Source organism: Alistipes sp. 56_sp_Nov_56_25 (assembly GCF_001915285.1).
Lineage (GTDB): Bacteria > Bacteroidota > Bacteroidia > Bacteroidales > Rikenellaceae > Alistipes > Alistipes shahii.
Genome location: NZ_MNQF01000056.1, coordinates 1 through 2,324 on the forward strand (window position 1 = coordinate 1; position 2,324 = coordinate 2,324).

Consider the following 2,324-nt stretch of genomic DNA (forward strand, 5'->3'; position numbering starts at 1 on the left):
CCGCTGGAGCCCGGATTCGGTATGACTGTCGGTAACGCTTTGCGTCGTATTCTGCTCTCTTCGCTGGAGGGTTACGCAATCACGACTGTCAAGGTAGCCGGTGTCGATCACGAGTTTGCCGCTATCCCCGGTGTGATGGAGGATATGTTGAACATCATCCTCAATCTGAAGCAGGTTCGTTTTATCCGCACAGTCGATAATCAGGATGCCGAAAAAGTATCCATTAACGTTGCGGGTGTTACGGAGCTGACTGCCGGATATATCTCGAATTACCTGTCGTTCTTCAAGGTCCTCAATCCCGACCTGGTGATCTGTCACCTGGCCCCGGGAACGAAGATGCAGATGACGCTCACGATCGGCAAAGGCCGCGGCTACGTGCCTGCCGAGGAGAACGCTCCCGCTGAAAGCGAGTTCGGAACGCTTCCGATCGACTCGATCTTCACGCCCATCAAGAACGTGAAGTACTCGATCGAAAACTACCGCGTCGAGCAGAAGACCGACTACGAGAAGCTGAATTTGGAAATTACCACCGACGGGTCGATTCACCCCAAAGAGGCTCTGAAAGAGGCCGCAAAAATTCTCATCCAGCACTTCATGCTCTTCTCCGACGAGAAGATCACCGTCAACATGGAAGACACGAACGGTGCCGAGGAATTCGATGAGGATGTACTCCACATGCGTCAGCTGCTGAAGACGAAGCTCTCGGATCAGGACCTTTCGGTCCGCGCCCTGAACTGCCTGAAGGCCGCCGATGTCGATACGGTGGGGGACCTCGTGAAGCTGAACCGCAACGACCTGCTGAAGTTCCGCAACTTCGGCAAGAAGTCGCTGACGGAGCTGGACGAGTTGCTGACCTCGCTCAACCTGAAGTTCGGTATGGACGTATCAATCTACAAACTTGACAAAGATTAATTATGAGACACAATAAGAATTTCAACCACCTGGGCCGTCAGGCAGGCCACCGCAAGGCCATGCTGTCGAACATGGCCACGTCGCTGATCCTGCACAAACGCATCGAAACGACGGTTGCCAAGGCCAAGGCCGTTCAGCGTTTCGTGGAGCCTCTGGTCACCAAGTCGAAGGAGGACACGACGCACTCGCGCCGTATCGTATTCTCGTACCTGAAACAGAAAGAGGCCGTTACGGAGCTGTTCCGTACGATCGCGCCGAAGATTTCGGAGCGTCCGGGCGGTTACACCCGCATCCTGAAGACCGGTTTCCGTCTGGGCGATGCTGCCGACATGTGCATCATCGAGTTCGTTGACTTCAACGAGCCTTACACGCTGGGTATCGCTCCCGCAGCCGCTTCGGAGGCAAAACCGAAGACGCGCCGTTCGCGCAAGTCGGCCGCCAAGGCTACCGACGCCGTCGAGGAGGCTACCGTCGTCGAGGGCGAGGCTAAAAAGGCCGCACCCAAGAAGGCTGCCGCCCCGAAGAAGCCCGCAGCGCCGAAGGCCGCTTCGGCCAAGGCTGCGGCTCCGAAGGTTGCGAAGAAGACCAATGTGGGCAAAAAAATGTAGCCTTTTGGATTTGTAAGCGGATATTCCCGCACATCCTAAACAAAACCCGAATGGGACGTCCGTCAGGACTACCCATCCGGGTTTTTTATTACGATGCACGAAAAATCGGTTTCGGCTTATGTCGTGCTTGAAGCCTTTCGCCTGCAATCGAAAATCGCCGCAACAAAAACAGGGACTGTGTAAACAGCCCCTGTTTAATTTACGATCCGTTTGGCGCTATTGGAAATGATAGAGAAACACGACCGTCGCATCGAGGGCCGTTTTGGGGCTGTCCTTGATTTCGAGCGACACCTTGATCTCCGCCTTGGCGATGCCGCGGAGGTTTGCGAGCGACACCAGCGAGGCGCGCAGCCGGACTGCGTCGCCTGCCAGCACAGGCCGGTTGAAGCGCAGTTTCTCGATGCCGTAGTTGACCAGCATCTTCACGTTGTTGACCTCCAGAATTTGTCCCCAGAGGTAGGGGAGCACCGAAAGGTTCAGGTAGCCGTGCGCAATGGTCGATTTATAAGGGCTTTCCGTCCGGGCGCGCTCCGTGTCCACGTGAATCCACTGGTGGTCGAGCGTGGCGTCGGCGAAAAGGTCGATCTGCTCCTGCGTGATCGTCAGGTAGTCGGAAACACCCAGCTCCTGACCTATGTGCTGGGCGAATTCGTTGAAATTGTTGATGATTAACCGGCTCATGTCGTTTTGTTATGTGCTGTAAATAGACTTATTAGTCAAAACGGGTGCTGAAACGCCTCAAAAACAGGAAAACGCCACGCTATAGGTCAAAACGGGTGCCGATAGCGTGGCATTCTATTTGAT

The 2,324-nt window shown here is 55.0% G+C and carries 3 protein-coding genes; 2 read left to right on the plus strand and 1 reads right to left on the minus strand.

The window, feature by feature from the left end; translation table 11 throughout:
- Both BHV64_RS09190 and rplQ read left to right on the plus strand, forming a co-directional pair.
- On the plus strand, positions 1–912 hold a 912-nt coding region (locus tag BHV64_RS09190; protein WP_288115785.1), incomplete at its 5' end, for a DNA-directed RNA polymerase subunit alpha.
- A gap of 2 nt (positions 913–914) precedes the next feature.
- Entirely contained in the window at positions 915–1,520 is a 606-nt protein-coding gene (rplQ, locus tag BHV64_RS09195) for a 50S ribosomal protein L17 (protein ID WP_015547071.1), read from the plus strand.
- 216 nt (positions 1,521–1,736) lie between these two features.
- Here the strand turns inward: rplQ and BHV64_RS09200 are convergent, their stop codons facing one another.
- Positions 1,737–2,201 (minus strand): MaoC family dehydratase, encoded by a 465-nt coding sequence (locus tag BHV64_RS09200; RefSeq protein ID WP_015547072.1) that lies wholly within the window; start codon positions 2,199–2,201, stop codon positions 1,737–1,739.
- Positions 2,202–2,324: the final 123 nt, after the last annotated feature.

Excerpts from the sequence above, each read along its gene's own strand:
- rplQ (WP_015547071.1), top strand. The coding sequence starts at position 915 with ATGAGACACAATAAGAATTTCAACCACCTGGGCCGTCAGGCAGGCCAC.
- BHV64_RS09200 (WP_015547072.1), bottom strand. The coding sequence starts at position 2,201 with ATGAGCCGGTTAATCATCAACAATTTCAACGAATTCGCCCAGCACATA.